Below are 18,675 nucleotides of genomic sequence, written 5' to 3' on the forward strand. Positions count from 1 at the left end.
CGATTCTTGTCTTCGGTAAAAAGAAGGCAAGGGATGAATACGTTTGCACAGCGGCTAAAGGAGGCGCGCAAGCGCGCTGGCTTGTCGCAGGAGGCTCTGGGCAGAAATGCTGGTCTTGATGAAATGTCTGCCAGTACGCGGATGAATCGCTATGAGCTTGGTAAGCGCATGCCGGACCCAGAACTAGTTGAGCGCATTGCGGTGGTTCTCAATTTGCCTGCGGCATACTTCTATGCCGTCAGCGATGACGAAGCAGAGCTCTTAATAAAATTTCACCGCCTCTCAAGTGAAGGCCGTGCGAAGGTGATGTCTTTTTTAGGTCAGCTTGGTTGATGCTTTGGGTTAAGCAGAGATGTGTTGCTGTATACCTAAATGTCCCTTGTCGCCTTCTTGGTACTACAAATTTTCCATCCGCAGCGCAAGCGCTGCGGTTGTACGTTCGCTTGTTTGACCGCGAGCGGCAGTGGGGTCTCTTCATGCTAATTTGTATCACCATGGCACAGAAGCCGGATGGCGAGGCGGGCGAGCATGAATTTCGGTAACAAAAAACAGTGGGCGTGGTTTGTCGATAAGGCGTTGGGGCTTGGGGCCCATCCCGGCGTCTAGTGCGCTGCTGGTCTACGGATTGTGGCTTCCCCGGCGGCTTGCCTCACCATCCATCTGAGTTGCTAAGATATCCAGCCACCTTGTGGATAGCTCGCTCATCGTAGGAAGGGTGTTGAGCGTGAATGCCTACATGGTGCCTACACAGCAACCCAAAAACAAAAAGCCCAGTCGGATAGACTGGGCTTTTTGCTTGATACTAGTGGCTCCCCGAGCAGGGCTCGAACCTGCGACCTGCGGATTAACAGTCCGTCGCTCTACCAACTGAGCTATCAGGGAACTGAGAAGACGCAAATTATAGCCAGGGGTTGCCGGGTCGTCAACCCCTTTTTGCTGAATCCGCTTAAAAGCTGAACCGTGCGGACAGCCGCACGGTACGCGGGGCGCCCCGATGCAGGTAACCGTCGCCCAGGGTTTCGCCAACATCCTTCCAGTAGCGCTTGTCGAGCAGGTTGTCCACCATCAGGTAGAACGTCGAGCGGGTCGCGCCGAGGCGGGTGGTGTAGCGCAGGCCGGCATCGAAACGATGCACGGCCGGAATGGCGACGAGGCCATCGCGCGTGGCGTGCTTGCTGCCGCTGTAGCTCCAGCCGCCCAGGACCGCGAGACCCTCGACGCCGGGAATGCTGTAGTCGGCGAACAGCGCACTGCGAAAGCGTGGCGCGTTGATGACCTGCTGGCCGTCGAAGGCCGGCGTGCCGGTATCTTCCTGGCGCGCGCGCAGGGCGGTGACGCTGGCGCTCAGCTGCAGGCGGGAAGTCACGCGGCCCGTGGCGGCGAGTTCCAGTCCGCTGTGCACCTGCCTGCCCTGCTGCACGAAGGTGTTGCCCATGGCGCTGGTATCGGGCTGGGCATACTCGAACGGCTTGCTGAGGCGGAAGGCGGTGAGGCTCAGCGTCAACGCTTCGCGCCAGTCGTAGCGGACGCCGGCTTCCCATTGACGTGAGACCGTGGGCGCGAGGAAGGCGTAGGCATTGGTGGTCCACGCCGGCGCTTGTCCGCCCAGGGAGAGGCCCTTGCTGTAACTGCCGTAGAACGACAGCGCCGCCGTCGGCTGATAGATCACGGCGGCTTGCGGCAGCAGTTCGCTGCGTGTCGTGTCCTGTGACGGCGTGCGTTCCTTCAGCCAGACCTGGCGCGCGCCGGCGACGATCTGCCAACGGCCGCCGAGGCGGATCCGGTCCTGCACGAACAGGGCGCGCTGGCGGCTGTCCAGCGCGCGGTACGATGGTCCCGGTTCGCGCGCGGCCGGTGCGAACACGAGTGGCGTTGGATTGTAGATATTGTCGCTGCCGACCCAGTCGAACAGGCCTTCGCGCAGGTCGACGGTACGGCGGAACACACTGGCGCCGAAGGTGACTTCGTGGCGGATCGTATCCGTGCCGAGGTTGCCGGTAAGCGTGGCTTGCAACTGGTCATTGCGGCGCTTGTCGCCGGGGCTCCGGTAGTCGTAGACATCGTAGCTGCCATCGGCTGCGAAGTACTGTCCGGGCGTGGCGCCGGGCATGGATGGATCGCAGCTCGGCACGGCGTAGCAGCCATAGGGAAAGGCCACGTTATCGTCGATGATCGCGCGGCTGCGACTTGCACTGACCGCGCCACGCCACGTATCCGAGAAGGTGTGGTCGAGACGCAGGTTGAGATTGTGCGATTCCATCGTGACCGGTTGCGACCAAGGCTGGTTATTCAGCATCTGCCGGGGCGAGATATCGTGCGGCAGCGCCGTGCCGCCGAGCAGCTGGAAGCCGGGCACCGAGCGCTGGGCGCGTTTCTGGTATTCCGCATCGAGCTGGAGCACCGTCGACGGCGTCAGGTTCCAGTCGAAAGCCAGGGCGCCGCCGTTGCGGTGCCCGTCGGCATGGTTGACATACGAATGCATGTCTTCGTGGACCAGATTGAGCCGCAGGCCGAAAGGCTGCGGTCCGCTGCCGGCACTGCCAAAGCGCGTGCCGAAGTCGGCGGCCACATAGCGGCTGCCGCGCTGGTCGGTGCCGACGGTGATGTCGCGTACATCGGCAGGCCGCTTGGTGACGTAGTTGACCAGGCCGGCAGGTGCGAGCACACCGGCCTGCAAGCCGGCGAGTCCCTTGAGAATCTCCACGCGCTCCTTGTTCTCTAGCATGACGTTCTGTTCGCCGACGCTGCTCATGCCGTTGATCTGGTAGCCGGTGGCGAGATCGAGCGGTACGCCGCGGATATTGACGTTCTCGTAGTAGCCGACGGGTGCGTAGTTTTCGCCGACCGATGCATCATTCTTGATGACATCGCTCAGGAGGCGGGCCTGCTGGTCATCAAGACGTTCGCGCGTCACCACGCTCACGGCGGCGGGAATGTCGCGCAGCGGTGCGTCATCGAACCCGGCGACGCGTGCCGTGCGTGCACGGTACCCCGTCTCACGTGCGCCAGAGACCGTGACTTCCTGCAGCGTGGCTTCAGTCTGCGCGTGCAATACGGTCGGGGTCAGCAAGGGCAACAGCAGCAGGCTTGCAACTGTGGTGGGGAACTTCGGACGGTTGGCCGGGCGGGCGGCGCGAAAGGGGAACAACAGCATGGTCAAGCCTTGGCACAGAGCCGGTAGGCGCAAGGACGGGAACAGCGGGTGAGGTCGGCCGGGGAGGACTGGCCATACTGTTCCAGCTTCCCTGCGCTCGCATTATCGAGATCAGGTTCGAAGGGTTTTTCTCACCCGCGCCATGCGCAGGACCCCTAGCCTGGAAGAACGCTCCGCCTTGGCGGCGGTAACGTTTGCAGCCGCTATGATACCGGGTTCCGCCGGCATGTTGCGGGTGTTGACTGCCCGTCGTGGCTGACTGTTGCCAGAAGTGGACGCACGCAGCCACTTCCTCCCGGCACCATGCATGGCGCTCCAATGCAAACCGCCCGCCTCGCGGTGGCGAGGCGGGCGGTGTTTGGTACCGTCGCGAGCCGGCGGGCTCCGCCGGGGATCAGTCGAAGACGGGGCTGTCGACGCCGAGGATCTTGTGCAGTTTCGGCGACGTCGTCGTGTACTGCATGTGGATCTTCTTCTCCGGGAAGATATAGGGCGCGGCGCCGAAGGCGGCCAGCGCGGCTTCGTGGAAGCCCGACAGGATCAGCTTCTTCTTGCCCGGATAGGTGTTGATGTCGCCCACGGCAAAGATGCCGGGGATGTTGGTCTCGAACTTTTCGGTATCGACCTTGATCTGCTTGCGCTCCAGGTCGAGGCCCCATTCGGCAATCGGACCGAGTTTTGGCGACAGGCCGAAGAACACCAGCAGGTCATCCAGCGGCAGGCGGCGCGTGACGCCGTCGGCGCCCGTGACCTTGACTTCGGTCAGCGTGCCGTCCTTTTCTTCATAGGCGGTGATCTGACCGACCAGGAACTGCATTTCCAGGTTCTCGCACAGCTCGTTCATCTTGGCGACCGAGGCAGGCGCGGCGCGGAAGCCGTCGCGGCGGTGGATCAGCACGATCGATTCGGCCTTGCCGACCAGATCGAGCGCCCAGTCCAGCGCCGAGTCGCCGCCGCCGACGATCACCAGGTTGCGGCCGTGGAAGCGGCTCGGATCCTTGACGCGGTAGAACAGCTGCTGGCCATCGAACTTGTCGATGCCTTCCACTTTCAACGTGCGCGGCTGGAACGAACCCACGCCGGCGGCGATGAAAATGGTCTTGGTGATAAAGCGTGTGCCAGTCGAGGTTTCGACGAAGAAACGGCCGTCTTCGCGGCGCTCGACTACGGTGACTTCCTGGCCAAGGTGGAAGGTCGGCTCGAACGGCTCGATCTGCTTGAGCAGGTTGTCCGTGAGCTCCTGTCCGGTGCAGATGGGTACGGCGGGAATATCGTAGATGGGCTTGTCCGGGTACAACTCCACGCATTGACCGCCCACGCTCTTGAGCGAGTCGATGATGTGCGCCTTGATTTCCAGCAGACCGAGTTCGAAGACCTGGAACAGGCCAACGGGGCCGGCGCCGACGATCAGCGCGTCGATTTCCAGCGGCTGGCCGCTGGCAGCGGTTTCCGCGACGGAGTTAGGGATGCTCATATCCATCATATTCCTTCCGAAGCCGCCGGCCGAGCCGCGCGGCGGATCAATTATTGGACCAGTTGGTCCCGTTTGGCGGTGACGTCTTTCCAGTCGTCCGCATCCGGCAGAGGGGACTTGGTTTTCGTAATGGAGGGCCAACTGCTTGCCAGCTTGGCATTGAGGTCGAGGAAATCCTGCTGATCGCCAGGGACGTCTTCCTCGGCATAGATCGCATTGACCGGGCACTCGGCCACGCATACCGCACAGTCGATGCACTCGTCCGGATCGATGACCAGGAAATTCGGGCCTTCCCGGAAGCAGTCGACGGGGCAAACATCGACGCAGTCGGTGTATTTGCAGCGAATGCAGGCTTCTGTGACGACGTGGGTCATTACTTTTCCAAAAACTGATCAGGTGAAATTGGGATTGCGAACCGTGCAAATGCACGCTCTGCCGCGCAGCCCGTATTGTATCGCAGCCACTTGCCAAGAATAGCGCGACTATATGCCTCGATAAGACAGTTTTTTTATTTCTTTATGCGATTTTCAATGGGTAGGTCGGCTGGTGGCGTGCCGGACCGCGTGGATTGTGCTGGATGCGCTACCATGGACCCGGACGCGTCGACAGGAGATGGGCGGCATGATGATTCAATCCCTGCTGGATACCGATCTCTATAAATTTACGATGATGCAGGTCGTTCTGCATCATTTCCCTGGCGCCGATGTGGAATACCGCTTCCGTTGCCGCCGGACGGGCGTGGACCTGGCTGCGTGCGCCGACGAGATCCGGGAAGAGGTTGCGGCGCTGTGCACCTTGCGCTTTACCGAGGATGAACTGGACTATCTGCGGGGCCTGCGCTTCCTCAAGTCAGATTTCGTCGATTTTCTCCGCCTGTTCCAGCTCGATACCCGCTACATCGACATCGCGCCCGCGCCGGAAGGGGGCGGGGCCCTCGACATCCGGATTCGCGGGCCGTGGCTGCACACCATCCTCTTCGAGGTGCCGGTGCTGGCGATCGTCAATGAGGTGTACTTTCGCCGCACCCAGCCCCAGCCTGACTATGCCGAAGGCCGCGCCCGGCTTGCGGCCAAGCTGGCGCTGCTGGGGCAGCCCGGTCAGGAGGCCTGCAAGATTGCCGACTATGGCACGCGCCGGCGATTTTCGCGTGACTGGCAGGAGGAGGTAGTGCTGGCAACCCGCGCCCGGCTGGGCACGCAATACGCTGGCACGAGCAATGTCTGGCTTGCGGCCCGGTATGGCATGACCCCGCTGGGGACGATGGCCCACGAGTACGTACAGGCCTGCCAGGCGTTGGGGCCGCGCCTGCGCGATTCGCAGGTCTTTGCGCTGGACACCTGGGCGCATGAGTATCGTGGCGACCTCGGCATCGCGCTGTCGGACACCGTGGGCTTCGATGCCTTTCTGCGCGATTTCGACCTGTATTTCTGCAAGCTCTTCGATGGCGTGCGCCACGATTCTGGAGATCCGGAGCAATGGGGCGAACGCATGCTCGCGCACTATGCGGCGCACCGCATCGATGCGCGCAGCAAGCTGCTGGTGTTCAGCGATGGCTTGACCGCGCCGCGCATCGTCGCGCTGTACGAACGGTTTCGCGAGCGCTGCCAGCTGGCCTTCGGCATCGGTACCGACCTGACCAACGATCTGGGGTACGAAGCCCTGCCGATCGTCATCAAGATGACACGCTGCAACGGCCAGCCGGTCGCCAAGCTCTCGGACGCGCCGGGCAAGACCATGAGCGACGATCCGGGCTATCTCGCCTACCTGCGGCAGGTCTTCGGGGTCGCCGCCGAACCGACGCCGTCAGCGTCCGGCGCTGGATATTAGGAATTGCACTCGTATAATCGCAAGGCTGCCTGCCGGACCAGCGAGCGTTGTGCGGGACGCGGCGGCGGCTTGGCAGTGAGTCAGCAGTAAGTCGATAAAGGGGGCGAGATGGATACCAGTACTGCCAGGCGCAACATCCTTGCCCGCATCCGTGCCGCCCAGCGCCGGCCCGAGGCAGTGATGGAGAACGAGCGCGCGTCGGTGGCCGATTATCTGGCACGTCATCCCGCCGGCCCACGTCCGCTCGAAACCCGTCCGCATCAGGATGGTCTGGTCCCGGAATTCTCCGAACAGGCGCTGCGCATGGCCTCGACGCTCGAGACCATTCCGGCGCGTGCTGATGTACCGCAGGCCGTGGCGCGGTACCTGGGCAGCCTGGGGCTGCCGCTGCGTTGCGTGGTCTGGGATACAGTCGCTGCGCTGGACTGGCAGGCCGCCGGTATCGAGGCCGCCAACCGGCCGCCGGCCCGCGATGTGGAGATCGACCGCACGGCCCGCGACCTCGTGGGTGTGACTGGATGCTTCTGTGCGATTGCCGAGACCGGTTCGCTGATGTTACTGTCGGGGCCCGAGACGCCGGCCTCCACCGCGCTCCTGCCGGAAACGCATATCGCCATCGTGCCGGTGACACGCATCGTGCAGGATCTCGAGGCGGCCTTTGCGCTGATGCGTAGCGAACGGGGACAGCTGCCGCGTGCCACGAATATCATCAGCGGGCCGTCGCGCACGGCCGATATCGAGCAGAATCTCGTGCTCGGTGCGCATGGGCCATATCGCGTGCATGTGATTCTCGTGCAGGCTGCATGACGAGACATCGCGCGCTGCACCGTTCGCGCGATTCGCCGGAATTCAATCAACCAGAATGACGCACCGCCAGGTGCAGGAGAGACTATTGCCAATGCAAGCGCCGCAGCATGCCGTTCACCGGGTTCATCGTCTTCAATCATGTGCCGTGGCCGCGTGCACCCTGGCGCCAGGGCTAGCTGGCGCTGCCGACCTCGATGGCGCTGCACTGTCGCTGGCCTGGGCCATCCCCTTCGCCGGGATCCTGCTGTCCATCGCCCTGTGGCCGCTCGTGGCCCCCATTTTCTGGCACCGCCACTTCGGCAAGATCGCCGCCGCGTGGGGACTGACCTTCTTCATCCCGTTTGCCGTGCAGTTCGGTGCGCACGCTGCCGTGGTCAACGGGGTGCATGCGCTGCTGGCCGAGTACGTGCCGTTCATCATCCTGCTGGGCGCGTTGTACGTCGTGGCCGGCGGCATCTGCGTCCGTGGCAACCTGCACGGCTCACCGGGGCTCAACACCGGCATCCTGACGCTCGGTACCGTGTTGGCCAGCATCATGGGTACCACGGGGGCGGCGATGCTGCTGATCCGCCCTTTGCTGCGTGCCAACGACAACCGCAAGCATGTCACGCATGTGGTGGTGTTCTTCATCTTCCTCGTGGCCAATGCCGGTGGCTCGCTGACACCGCTGGGCGATCCGCCCCTGTTTCTCGGCTTCCTGAAAGGCGTAAGTTTCTTCTGGACCATGGAACATCTCTACCGGCCAATGCTGTTCCTGTGCGTGATCTTGCTGGTGCTGTTCTTCATCATCGACACGGTGCTGTACCGCGTGGCAGGCGAGGAGCGCGATGCCCGGCTGGATCCGACACCCGACACTCCGGGCTTTTCGATCGAGGGCAAGCGCAATTTCTTGCTGCTGGCGGCTATCGTCGGACTGGTGCTGATGAGTGGCTTGTGGAAACCAGGGGTGTCGTTCGACATACTCGGCACGCCGGTCGAGCTGCAGAACCTGGTGCGCGATGGCGCACTGGTCGCGATCGCGCTGCTCTCGCTTGCCATTACGCCGGCCACGGCGCGCGCGGGCAACGAATATAACTGGGCGCCGATCGCGGAAGTGGCCAAGCTGTTTGCCGGTATCTTCCTGACCATCATTCCGGTCATCGCCATGCTCAAGGCCGGCACGTCCGGGGCGTTCGCCAGTGTGATCCGCGTAGTCAGCGACAGCAACGGCCAGCCGATCGACGGCATGTACTTCTGGGCGACCGGCATCCTGTCGTCCTTCCTCGACAACGCGCCGACCTACCTGGTGTTTTTCAATACCGCCGGCGGTGATGCGGCGACGCTGATGACAGCCGGCGCATCGACGCTCGCGGCCATCTCAGCCGGCGCCGTATTCATGGGCGCCAATACCTATATCGGCAACGCGCCCAACCTCATGGTCAAGGCAATCGCCGAGGACCGAGGCGTGCGCATGCCGAGCTTCTTCGGCTATATGGCGTGGTCCTGCGGTATTCTTGTTCCGCTCTTCGTGATCATGACCTTCATATTCTTCAGGATTCCATGATGAAGCCTCGTATCTTCGTGACCCGTGCCATCTTCCCCGACGTGCTCGACCGCCTGCGTACGCATTTCGACGTGCTCGACAATCAGGAGGACACGCCGCTGGCATCCGACGAATTCGTGCGCCGCATGGCTGGCCGGCAAGGCGTGCTGTCCAATACCTCGGACCGCATCGATGCGGCCATCATCGCGCAGCTGCCGGAACTCAAGGCCGTGTGCAACATGGCGGTCGGCTATAACAATCTCGACGTTCCCGCACTCACGGCCGCTGGCATCGTGGCCACCAATACGCCCGATATCCTGACCGAATCGACGGCCGATTTCGGCTGGGCGCTGCTGATGGCGACGGCGCGGCGCGTCACCGAGTCAGAGCACTGGCTGCGCGCCGGCAAGTGGAGCAAGTGGTCGTACGACCTGTTCCTCGGCGCGGACGTGCACGGCCGTACGCTCGGCATCCTCGGCATGGGCCGCATCGGCCAGGCGATCGCGCGCCGCGCGGCGGGCTTCGGCATGACCATCCTGTACCACAACCGCAGCCGGCTCGATGCCGCCATCGAGCAGCAGCTTGGTGCGCGTTATGTCAGCAAGGCCGAACTGCTGCAGCAGGCCGATCATCTCATGCTGGTGTTGCCATACAGTGCGGAGAGCCATCACGCCATCGGCGCGGCCGAGCTCGCGCAGATGAAGCCCACGGCGACGCTGGTCAATCTCGCGCGCGGTGGCATTGTCGACGATGCCGCGCTGGCGGCTGCGCTGCGCGAACGGAAGATCTTCGCGGCCGGGCTCGATGTGTTCGAAGGCGAGCCGCAGGTGCATCCCGATCTGCTGACGGTACCCAATATCGTCCTGACCCCGCACATCGCCAGCGCGACGGAAGCCACGCGACGCGGCATGGCGAACCTGGCCGCCGACAACCTGATCGCGGCGCTCGGTCTCGGGCCGCACGCCGGCAAGCCGCCGACTCCGCTCAATCCCGAAGTGCTGGAGCGACGCGCGTGATGGAAACCTGGGTGATCCTGGCCACGCTACTGTCGGCCGTGGCAGTGGTGCTGTTGCTGGTCGTGCTGCTGCGCGGCCGTCCCGGCCAGCAGGCAGCCGAACTGTCGGCCCAGCTTGTGGCCTTGCGCGAGGAACTCGGGCGCGGCAATGAGCGGCTGGAACGCGAACTGCGCGGCGAAGTCAACGAGACCGCCCGCGCCAATCGTGGCGAGCTCGGCCAGCAGCTCGGACAGTTCCAGCAAGGCCTGACGCAGCAGATGACCTCGGTTGCCACGCTGCAGAACAACCAGATCGACGCATTTGCGCAGCAACTCGCGCGCGTGACCGAAAGCACACTGCAGCAGCTCGACGGCATGCGCCAGCATCTACAGAAGGAAAGCCTGCAGACGCGTGAGGAACAGGCAGGCACGCTGCGCCGCTTTGGCGATGGCCTGCAGCAGCAATTGCAGGCGCTGAGCGAAGGCAACGAGCGCCGGCTCAACGAGATCCGGACAACGCTCGAGCAGAAGCTCAAGGACATCGAGACGCACAACGCCGCCAAGCTCGAGGAGATGCGCAAGACCGTCGATGAAAAGCTGCACGCTACGCTCGAGCAACGGCTCGGCGAGTCGTTCAAGCTGGTCTCGGACCGTCTCGAGCAGGTGCATCGCGGGCTTGGCGAGATGCAGGTGCTGGCCCAGGGCGTGGGCGATCTCAAGCGCGTGCTGACCAACGTGAAGTCGCGTGGCACGTGGGGCGAGGTGCAGCTCGAGATGCTGCTCGAGCAGATGCTCACGCCCGACCAGTACGCCAAAAACGTCGAGACGGTGGCCAGTTCGGGCGCGCGTGTCGAGTTCGCCATCCGGCTACCCGGGCGCAGTGATGGCAGTGTCCCGGTGTGGCTGCCGATTGACGCCAAATTCCCCAAGGAGCAGTACGAACGGTTGCTCGATGCGCAGGAGCGCGCCGATGTCGATGGGGTAAGTGCCGCCGGCCGCGAACTCGAACAGGCCATCCGCAAGGAAGCGCAGACCATCGGCGAAAAGTACCTGTCGCCGCCGGCCACGACCGATTTCGCCATCATGTTCCTGCCGACCGAAGGGCTGTATGCCGAAGCCCTGCGCCGGCCGGGGCTGGTCGATACCTTGCAGCGTACCTACCGCGTCTCGGTGGCTGGTCCGACCACGCTGACTGCCATTCTCAACAGCTTGCAGATGGGCTTTCGCACACTGGCGCTGGAGAAGCGCTCCAGCGAAGTCTGGGAAGTGCTCGGCGCGGTCAAGACGGAGTTCGGCAAGTTCGGCGACGTGCTGGCCAAGACGCGCGACACGCTCGTGCGCGCGGCGCGCAACATCGAGCAGGCGGAGGTCCGCACGCGTCAGATGGACCGCAAGCTGCGGCAGGTGGAAGCGATGCCGGGCGAGGCGGCACAGGCGATGCTGGGCCTCGATGGGCCAGGTTTTGCGCTGGGTGGGGAGCCGGAAGATGAAACCGATGCGCCGAACTAGCGTGACGTGTGCGGGATAGGAACGCGCGCGGGACAGTTCAGCTGTGGACGATGGTTCTGCGCCATCGTTCTCGCATTGCGCGAGGAAACAGAAGAACCGGGCTGGCACCGCCAGCCCAAGATGCCGCACTCAGGTGCGCTTCAGTTGTCAGTGTGCGGCATATCCCGCAACGTTACTTCGATCCCGCCGAAGCGCCGCGCCACCCAGTTGTAGGCATTGCAGGCCAGCCACAGCAGGCCGAAACCAACGAGCGTATTGAGGACCAATGCCGTGATCACGGCGATGCCCGGCAGGTCGCCATAGCGCACGAAGGCCACGATCAGGCCGAGCGTGACGATGGGCACGGAAAAGCACAGGTACACAAGCACCAGCGCCTTGGCGGTACGCACCGGGTCGACGTAGGCGATCTCTTTGTTGACGGCAGGGAGGAGCGGAGCAGAGGACATGTACGGCTCGGGTGGGGAAGAAATGGTTGCACGCAGTGTAGCGAAACCTGTTCCCGAACGGTAGTTTCAGGCCGCCGCCGGGCTGGCCGGCCGGGGGAAGTGCAGCGGAAAAACGACAATACCCCAGGCCTGCGATGGGCGGCTTGCCGCAGGGGTGGTTTTCTCCGTCCGTCGCTCGAAGGCTGGCGGCGGAAACGCTGTTCCGGAAATGCCGCTCCGGCAACACGGCTCCGGAAATCCATCCGGAGCCGGGGTTGCGGCGGATACGTGTCAGACCAGCCCGTCGAACAGCATGACCTGCACTGGGTCGCCCACTTCAACCTTGCCGCGCTCATGCTCGAGCACGATGAAGCAGTTGGCTTCGCTCATCGAGCGCAGGACACCGGAGCCCTGCTGGCCGGTGGTGCGGACCTCGGGAGTGCCATCTGCGCCGAGGGCGAGGATGCCGCGCTGATACTCCGTTCGGCCCGGCCGTTTGCGGATCGCTTCGGCGCTGCGGGCCCGCAGCAGCGGCAGGGGTTTGGCATCCGCACCCATCATGTGCAGCAGTGCGCCACGCACGAAGTGGTAGAACGTCACCATGACGGCCACCGGATTGCCGGGCAGGCCAAACAGGAAGGCGCTGTGCCCGTTGGATTCGATCCGGCCAAAGGCCATTGGCCGGCCCGGACGCATGGCGATGGTCCAGAACGTGACATCGCCGAGCTTGGCCATCATCTGCTTGGTGTAGTCTGCCTCGCCGACCGAGACCCCGCCGGAGGTGATGATCGCATCGGCGTTCTCGCATGCCATGCGGAATGCCCGTTCGAGTCCTTCGGGGCTGTCCGGTACCACGCCCATGTCGACGATCTCCACGTTCAGGCGCCGCAGCATGCCGTACAGCGTGTAGCGGTTGGAGTCATAGACGCAGCCTTCGTCGAGCGGCTGGCCGATCGAGCGCAGTTCATCGCCGGTGGAGAAAAACGCCACGCGCAGGCGGCGGCGCACGGGGACCTCGGCCACGCCAAGCGAGGCCAGCATGCCGATATCGGCAGGGCGCAGCACGCGGCCAGCTGTTAGCGCGGCTTGCCCCATGGCTAGATCCTCACCTGCCAGGCGGCGGTTGTCACCCGGTTTGACGGCATCGCCGGCAAACCGCACGGTGTCGCCCTCGGTCTGCGTGAATTCCTGCGGAATGACGGTATCGCAGCCGGCCGGCATGACGGCGCCGGTCATGATGCGCACGGCTTCGCCGGCAGAGGGTGCGCCGCTGAAGGCCGTGCCCGCATAGGCGGTGCCGATCACACGCAGCGCGACGTCGCCCGCGCCGAGCACCTTGCTCGAGAACGCGTAGCCGTCCATCGCGGAATTGTCATGTGCCGGGACGTTGATCGGCGAGATGATGTCTTCGGCCAGTACGCGGTCGAGTGCGCTGCGGATGGCAACGCGTTCGATGGCGCTGACCGGGGTGATGAAATCGCGGATGATGCCCTGGGCCTGGGCAACGGGCAGGGCGTTGGGATCGTAGTCGGACAGGCAGGAGACAACCGAGGCAAGCGTGATCATGAGGCGATGTTCCTACTGGACTCGGCCACCGGTTGTTCCAGTGCGCGCAGTTCGTCGAGGGTGTTGATGTTGCTGAAGGCGTTGGCATCGTCGAACAGGACGCGGGCGGTGCGGTGCCGATCGGTCCATGCTGCGATCTTGCGTTCGCCCTCGGCCAGGAATTGTGCGAGGCTGGGCAGGACGGTGACCTGCATCAGCATGAACACCGGGTGGCGCTGCGTGTGCCCGTCAGGCTCCTGCGTCACGGCCATGGCGATCTCCGCATCCTGCTCCAGGAGCGCTGCGCCGAGGCGTGCGACGAGATCGGTCGGCAGCAGCGGCGAATCGCACGGTGCGGTCACCATATACGGGGTCTCGCATTGCTGCAGGCCGGCCAGCACGCCGGCGAGCGGCCCCGGGAAGTCATTCACGGCATCTGTTACCACAGGCACGCCGAATGACTCGTAGGCGGCCAGGTTGCGATTGGCGTTGACCAGCAGATGCCCGGTCTGGGGTGCCAGGCGCAGCAGGGTGTGCATCGCCAGCGGCGTGCCGCGAAACGGCTGCAGGCCCTTGTCCACGCCGCCCATGCGGCTGCCGCGTCCGCCGGCGAGAATCAGGCCGGTTACGTCTTGTCGATCCATTGCGGTGTCTCAGCTCAACTCAGGTTGCATCGGTGCGTCCATCCACGGCTCAGCCGCCGATGTACGACATTTCGATCTTGCGCGCGGCGCGTGCCGCCTGGGTTTCCGGGTCGGCGCGCAGCTCGGAGTAGCGGTCGCTGCGCTGTCGCCAGACGCCGGCGAGGGCGTTGCTGATCTCGAGGTCGGAACGGCCTTCGCGCAGCAGCGCGCGCAGATCGTAGCCTTGCGTGGCGAACAGGCAAAGATAGAGCTTGCCTTCGGTCGACAGGCGCGCACGCGTGCAGTCGTGGCAGAACGCCTGGGTGACGCTCGAGATCACGCCGATCTCGCCGCTGCCATCGCGATAGCGCCAGCGTTCGGCGGTCTCGCCGAGATAGTTAGGCTGCAGGCTGTCGAGCGGGAAAGCGGCATCGATGCGCTGGATGACCTCGGCGGACGGTACTACGGAGGCCATGTTCCAGCCATTGCTGGCGCCGACGTCCATGAATTCGATGAAGCGCAGGATGATGCCCGTGCCCTTGAAGTGCCCGGCGAGCGGCACGATCTGGTCATCGTTGACACCTTTCTGCACCACCATGTTGACCTTCAGCGGGGCGAGGCCGACACGCTGCGCGGTCTCGATCCCGGCGAGGACATCGTGCACCGAGAAATCCACATCGTTCATGCGCTTGAAGACGGCGTCATCGAGGGCATCAAGGCTGACGCTCACGCGTGTCAGACCGGCATCCTTCAGGCTTTGCGCCTTGCGTGCCAGCAGTGAGGCATTGGTGGTCAGGGTCAGGTCGAGCGGCTGGCCGTCGCGAGTGGTGAGCTTCGCCAGCATCTCGATGAGACGTTCGATGTTCTTGCGCAGCAGCGGCTCGCCACCGGTCAGGCGGATCTTCTCCACGCCGTGTTCGATCGCGATGCGCACGATGCGTTCGATTTCCTCGAAGCTGAGGAGCTCGCTGTGCGGCAGGAACTGATAGTCCTTGTCGAATACATCTTTCGGCATGCAGTAGACGCAGCGGAAGTTGCAGCGGTCCGTCACCGAGATACGCAGGTCGCGCAGCGGCCGGCCACGCGTATCCGCCAGCAGGCCGCTCGGCATTTCGAGCCGGGCAGGCACGGCCGGAACCGTGGTGCGGTAGCGATGATCCCGGATGTCTACAACCGGGATGACGGTGTCAGTCATACAGCCTCGTAGAGCGCTTCGACAGCGAAGCCGCGCGCGGATTTGCGATAGATAGTTCGATTCTAGCGCAGGTGGCCATGGCACACGGCAACGCCCTCAGGCGCTGTACGTGAAAAAAGGACGGCAGAGCCGTCCTTTTTCCATCGCGCACAGGTGCCGTGGACACCTGCATGGTTCAGATCGCATGCATCATGCGGCGCTTTCAGGCTGGGAAGTCGGGCGGGTTTCGACCAGCACCATCGGGCCTTCCGGCAGGGCCGGCGCGGGCTTCCGCTCGCGCGGCTGGTGCGGTGCCGGGACGACGCTGGCGATCTCGCGCTGGACTGCCTCATGCCGGGCTGCATCGGTGTGGATCCATTCCAGGCCGGCTGCCGCCAGGACGGGAGTCAGTGCGTCCATTGCCAGGCCGGCTTTCACCGGCTGGGCTGGGGCGGGTGCTGTCCGGACAGGTTCAGCAGCAGGGGCGGCTGCAGGGGCAGCGACGGGCGCGGCGGCGGGTTGAACCGGCGCCGGCGTTTCTGCCACCATTGGTTCCGGGACTACCGGTGCCGGCGTCGCGGCAACCGCTGGCGCGGAGGCAGCCTGCACCTCGGGCTCGGCCGGTGCGACGGTCGCTGCGACTGTCGGTACGATGGCCCCTGCGACCTTGGCTGCGACTGCTTCCACGGTGGCGGCTGGCGTGGGTCGGGCGGTTGCCGCTTCCGTTTCCGCCTCCGTGGCAGCCTGGGCCGCATCATGCGAGATTACGGCCAGCACGCCGGTGGGCTCCGTGGGCGTGACGTCGCTGCTCGCGGCAATTGCGGCGCTAGCGCTCGTGTCTTCGCCTTCGAGCGGGTTGACATCCGCGGCTGCGCCTTCGCGCTCGCGGCGATAACGGTTGCGGCTGCGGCGGCTGCGGCGGCGGCGTTCCTCGCCTTCACCAGCTTCGGTGGTTTCGGCAGTACCTGCGACATCGTGGCCCAGTGCCTCGACATTGGCTTCGCTGCCGGTTTCGGCGATCGCCGGGCGGGCGGCTGCTGTCACGCCAGCGGCAACGGCTGCAGCAGAGGTCGTCGCTGCGGAAGCCACGACCTCGTTGGCCAGGGTTTCGGCCGAGGAAGCCACATCGGCGCCAGCGGCTTCCCGTGCCTCGCGGCGTTCGCGCTGCCGTTCGCGGCGCTCCTGGTTGCGTTCGCGGCGTGCCTCGTTGCTGCGGCCTTCGACGGCGGCTGGTGCTTGCGTTGTGCCGGTTTCGCTGGCGTCGGCCGGCTGGCGTACCTGGCGTTGCGCGTCGCGGTTGGCGTCGCGTTGTGCTTCACGACCATTTTCGCGAGGCGCGCGTTCTCCGCGTTCGCCACGTGCCTGGCGTTCGCCTCGTTCAGCGCGCTCGCCACGATCATTGCGTTCGCCGCGCTCGCCATTGCGGCCGCCATTCGAACGGCCGCGCTCCTGGCGATTGCCACCACGTTCGCCACGCTCACCGCGCTCGCGGCGGCCTTCCGGATTGCGGGCCGGTCGGGCGGGAGCGACCGGGGCGGGTGCCGGGGGCGGGGTCAGGCCGAGCAGGTTCTTCAGCCATGCAATAAAACCACCGGCAGCTGCAGGCTGCGGTGCGGGGGCAGGTGCCGGAGCCGGTTGGGCGGCAGCAGCCGGCTTGGGGGCGCGTTCAGGGCGCGGCGTGGCGGCCGGGGCCGGCTGATCGGGCGTGATGCCCTTGACGGCGGCTTCCTGGCGCGGCTTGGCTTCTTCCTTGCGGGTGCTGCTGTAGCTCGTATCTGCCTCGAGTTCCTTGGCGGCGGCTTCCGCGAGCTTGTAGCTCGGGCGCGTCTCTTCGAGGCGCGGATCGTCGTGGCGCAAGCGTTCGAGCTTGTAGTGCGGCGTTTCGAGGTGCTTGTTGGGGATCAACAGGACCTGCACCTTGAAGCGGTTTTCGATCAGGTTGATGTCGCTGCGCTTTTCGTTGAGCAGGAAGGCGGCGACTTCCACCGGCACCTGGCAGTGGATGGCGGCGGTGTTTTCCTTCATCGCCTCTTCCTGGATGATGCGCAGCACCTGCAGGGCGGACGATTCGGAATCGCGGATATGGCCCGTGCCGTTACAGCGCGGGCAGGTGATGTGCGAGCCCTCGGACAGCGACGGACGCAGGCGCTGGCGTGACAGTTCCATCAGGCCGAAGCGCGAGATCTTGCCCATCTGCACGCGGGCGCGGTCATGGCGCAGGGCGTCCTTGAGGCGATTCTCGACATCCTTCTGGGCCTTGCTCGACTCCATGTCGATGAAGTCGATGACGATCAGGCCGCCGAGGTCGCGCAGGCGCAGCTGGCGGGCGATTTCGTCGGCGGCTTCGAGGTTGGTGCGCGTGGCGGTTTCCTCGATGTCTGCGCCCTTGGTGGCGCGCGCCGAGTTCACATCCACCGATACCAGCGCTTCGGTGTGGTCGATGACGATGGCACCGCCCGACGGCAGGCCCACCATGCGCGAGTAGGCCGATTCGATCTGGTGTTCGATCTGGAAGCGCGAGAACAGTGGCACATCGTCCACATATTTTTTCACGCGCGGCATGTTGTCCGGCATCACCACGCTCATGAAGGCGCGGGCCTGGTCGTAGATGTCATCGGTGTCGATGAGGATTTCACCGATGTCGGGCTGGAAGTAGTCGCGGATGGCGCGGATCACCAGGCTCGATTCGAGGTAGATCAGCAGCGGGGCGCGGTTTTCGGTCGCGGCGCCGTCGATGGCCTTCCACAGTTGCATCAGGTAGTTCAGGTCCCACTGCAGCTCTTCGGCGCTGCGACCGATGCCTGCCGTGCGGGCGATGATGCTCATGCCATCCGGCACGGTGAGCTGGCTCATCGTTTCGCGCAGTTCCTGGCGGTCTTCGCCTTCGATGCGGCGCGACACGCCGCCGCCGCGCGGATTGTTGGGCATCAGCACCAGGTAGCGGCCGGCCAGCGAGATGAAGGTGGTCAGGGCAGCGCCCTTGTTGCCGCGCTCTTCCTTTTCTACCTGGACGATCAGTTCCTGGCCTTCGTGCAGCGCATCGTTGATGCGGGCGTTGCGGACGTCGGTGCCGTCCTTGAAGTACGCACGCGCCACTTCCTTGAACGGCAGGAAACCGTGGCGCTCTTCGCCATAGTTGACGAAGCACGCTTCGAGCGAGGGCTCGATGCGCGTGATCACGCCTTTGTAGATGTTGCCTTTGCGTTGCTCGCGGCCGGCGGCCTCGATGTCGATGTCGATCAGCTTCTGGCCGTCGACGATGGCAACACGCAGTTCTTCCTGCTGTGTTGCATTGAATAGCATGCGTTTCATCGCAAACCTCACTCCAGTGCCGTGTGTTGTCACGGCGGTCGGTTGGAGCACGCAGGGAATAGCAATGGGCGGGAGAATTGCCGGAATGGCGGCATCGCAAAGGCGAGACCGGCCGGGCACGGGCGAGAAAAGCAGGGAGAACGCGTATCCGGTTCCCGGGCGGGCCGCTTCGGTCGGCCGGGTGGGCGCGACGGATGCATGGGCCTTGTCGGGCGCGCTAGCGGGGCGCAGCCGGGTGCAGGACGCCGTTCTGTAAAGAGCGGTTAGAGACGCTATCAAAATGATGCTGGCGTCGTGGCGCGGTCCGGC

The 18,675-nt window shown here is 64.4% G+C and carries 14 protein-coding genes, 1 tRNA gene and 1 riboswitch; of the genes, 6 read left to right on the forward strand and 9 right to left on the reverse strand.

Annotated elements, in window-relative coordinates:
• Positions 1–33: 33 nt before the first annotated feature.
• Positions 34–333 carry a helix-turn-helix domain-containing protein gene (locus ACQ3C8_RS04345; protein WP_428852595.1) on the forward strand — a complete coding sequence of 100 codons (300 nt, stop codon included), beginning with the start codon at positions 34–36 and terminating at the stop codon, positions 331–333.
• A gap of 473 nt (positions 334–806) precedes the next feature.
• Here ACQ3C8_RS04345 and ACQ3C8_RS04350 read toward each other — a convergent pair.
• The 4 genes from ACQ3C8_RS04350 to fdxA all read right to left on the reverse strand — a co-directional run bounded on the left by ACQ3C8_RS04350 (position 807) and on the right by fdxA (position 5,002).
• Positions 807–882 (reverse strand) — tRNA-Asn (locus ACQ3C8_RS04350).
• Positions 883–946: 64 nt separating this feature from the next.
• A complete protein-coding gene (locus ACQ3C8_RS04355) occupies positions 947–3,154 on the reverse strand; it encodes a TonB-dependent siderophore receptor (protein WP_428852596.1) in 2,208 nt (735 codons plus the stop codon).
• Positions 3,155–3,225: 71 nt separating this feature from the next.
• Positions 3,226–3,321, reverse strand: a riboswitch (TPP riboswitch).
• A 227-nt stretch (positions 3,322–3,548) separates the two neighbouring features.
• A complete protein-coding gene (locus ACQ3C8_RS04360; RefSeq protein ID WP_428853030.1) occupies positions 3,549–4,634 on the reverse strand; it encodes an NAD(P)/FAD-dependent oxidoreductase in 1,086 nt (361 codons plus the stop codon).
• Between the two features lie 44 nt (positions 4,635–4,678).
• Complete coding sequence (gene fdxA, locus ACQ3C8_RS04365; protein ID WP_009522092.1) at positions 4,679–5,002, reverse strand: ferredoxin FdxA; 324 nt, start codon at positions 5,000–5,002, stop codon at positions 4,679–4,681.
• A 247-nt stretch (positions 5,003–5,249) separates the two neighbouring features.
• On the opposite strand from fdxA, the gene pncB reads away from it, so the two are divergent.
• The 5 genes from pncB (at position 5,250) to rmuC (ending at position 11,287) form a co-directional block, all read left to right on the forward strand.
• A complete protein-coding gene (pncB, locus tag ACQ3C8_RS04370) occupies positions 5,250–6,455 on the forward strand; it encodes a nicotinate phosphoribosyltransferase (protein ID WP_428852597.1) in 1,206 nt (401 codons plus the stop codon).
• A 108-nt stretch (positions 6,456–6,563) separates the two neighbouring features.
• Positions 6,564–7,262: a LutC/YkgG family protein gene (locus tag ACQ3C8_RS04375; protein WP_428852598.1), complete on the forward strand. Its 699-nt coding sequence runs from the start codon at positions 6,564–6,566 to the stop codon at positions 7,260–7,262.
• A gap of 91 nt (positions 7,263–7,353) precedes the next feature.
• Entirely contained in the window at positions 7,354–8,805 is a 1,452-nt protein-coding gene (locus ACQ3C8_RS04380) for a sodium:proton antiporter (RefSeq protein ID WP_428852599.1), read from the forward strand.
• Complete coding sequence (locus ACQ3C8_RS04385) at positions 8,805–9,800, forward strand: 2-hydroxyacid dehydrogenase (protein ID WP_009522096.1); 996 nt, start codon at positions 8,805–8,807, stop codon at positions 9,798–9,800. The genes ACQ3C8_RS04380 and ACQ3C8_RS04385 overlap by 1 nt, the downstream gene beginning before the upstream one ends.
• A complete protein-coding gene (gene rmuC / locus ACQ3C8_RS04390; RefSeq protein ID WP_428853031.1) occupies positions 9,800–11,287 on the forward strand; it encodes a DNA recombination protein RmuC in 1,488 nt (495 codons plus the stop codon). Before ACQ3C8_RS04385 ends, rmuC begins: the two co-directional genes overlap by 1 nt.
• A gap of 140 nt (positions 11,288–11,427) precedes the next feature.
• Here the strand turns inward: rmuC and ACQ3C8_RS04395 are convergent, their stop codons facing one another.
• The 5 genes from ACQ3C8_RS04395 to ACQ3C8_RS04415 form a co-directional block, all read right to left on the reverse strand.
• Positions 11,428–11,733 carry a hypothetical protein gene (locus ACQ3C8_RS04395; protein ID WP_428852600.1) on the reverse strand — a complete coding sequence of 102 codons (306 nt, stop codon included), beginning with the start codon at positions 11,731–11,733 and terminating at the stop codon, positions 11,428–11,430.
• A 270-nt stretch (positions 11,734–12,003) separates the two neighbouring features.
• On the reverse strand, positions 12,004–13,278 hold the full coding sequence (moeA, locus tag ACQ3C8_RS04400; protein WP_428852601.1) for a molybdopterin molybdotransferase MoeA: 1,275 nt from the start codon (positions 13,276–13,278) through the stop codon (positions 12,004–12,006).
• Complete coding sequence (gene mobA / locus ACQ3C8_RS04405) at positions 13,275–13,901, reverse strand: molybdenum cofactor guanylyltransferase MobA (protein ID WP_428852602.1); 627 nt, start codon at positions 13,899–13,901, stop codon at positions 13,275–13,277. Before mobA ends, moeA begins: the two co-directional genes overlap by 4 nt.
• A 49-nt stretch (positions 13,902–13,950) precedes the next feature.
• Positions 13,951–15,075, reverse strand: a complete 1,125-nt coding sequence (gene moaA, locus ACQ3C8_RS04410; RefSeq protein WP_428852603.1) for a GTP 3',8-cyclase MoaA — start codon at positions 15,073–15,075, stop codon at positions 13,951–13,953.
• Positions 15,076–15,264: 189 nt separating this feature from the next.
• Positions 15,265–18,366 carry an Rne/Rng family ribonuclease gene (locus ACQ3C8_RS04415; protein WP_428852604.1) on the reverse strand — a complete coding sequence of 1,034 codons (3,102 nt, stop codon included), beginning with the start codon at positions 18,364–18,366 and terminating at the stop codon, positions 15,265–15,267.
• Between the last annotated feature and the right edge of the window lie 309 nt (positions 18,367–18,675).

This window comes from Imbroritus primus (assembly GCF_964332355.1).
Classification (GTDB): Bacteria; Pseudomonadota; Gammaproteobacteria; order Burkholderiales; family Burkholderiaceae; genus Imbroritus; species Imbroritus primus.